This is a genomic window from Bacillus sp. AF62 (assembly GCF_050312695.1).
In the GTDB taxonomy this organism is placed as follows: Bacteria; Bacillota; Bacilli; order Bacillales; family Bacillaceae_G; genus Bacillus_A; species Bacillus_A cereus.
The window spans coordinates 1-260 of sequence record NZ_JBNPJZ010000307.1 but is presented as its reverse complement, the minus strand read 5'-3'; the positions used below and the strand labels follow the sequence as shown (position 1 = coordinate 260).

Below are 260 nucleotides of genomic sequence, written 5' to 3'. Positions count from 1 at the left end.
GGTGACCCGTACGGGATTCGAACCCGTGTTACCGCCGTGAAAGGGCGGTGTCTTAACCACTTGACCAACGGGCCAAATATTATAAATCCTATGGCGGAGAGCAAGGGATTCGAACCCTTGATACGCTTGTGACGTATACACGATTTCCAATCGTGCTCCTTCGGCCAACTCGGACAGCTCTCCAATGGCTCCGCAGGTAGGAATCGAACCTACGACCGATCGGTTAACAGCCGATAGCTCTACCGCTGAGCTACTGCGGA

General features: G+C 53.8%; 3 tRNA genes. All 3 read right to left on the bottom strand.

The features are described from left to right. Nucleotides 1-2: 2 nt before the first annotated feature. Nucleotides 3-74, bottom strand: a tRNA-Glu gene (locus ACQRBL_RS32875). A gap of 17 nt (nucleotides 75-91) precedes the next feature. Continuing rightward, nucleotides 92-183, bottom strand: a tRNA-Ser gene (locus tag ACQRBL_RS32870). Between the two features lie 2 nt (nucleotides 184-185). Next, nucleotides 186-260, bottom strand: a tRNA-Asn gene (locus ACQRBL_RS32865).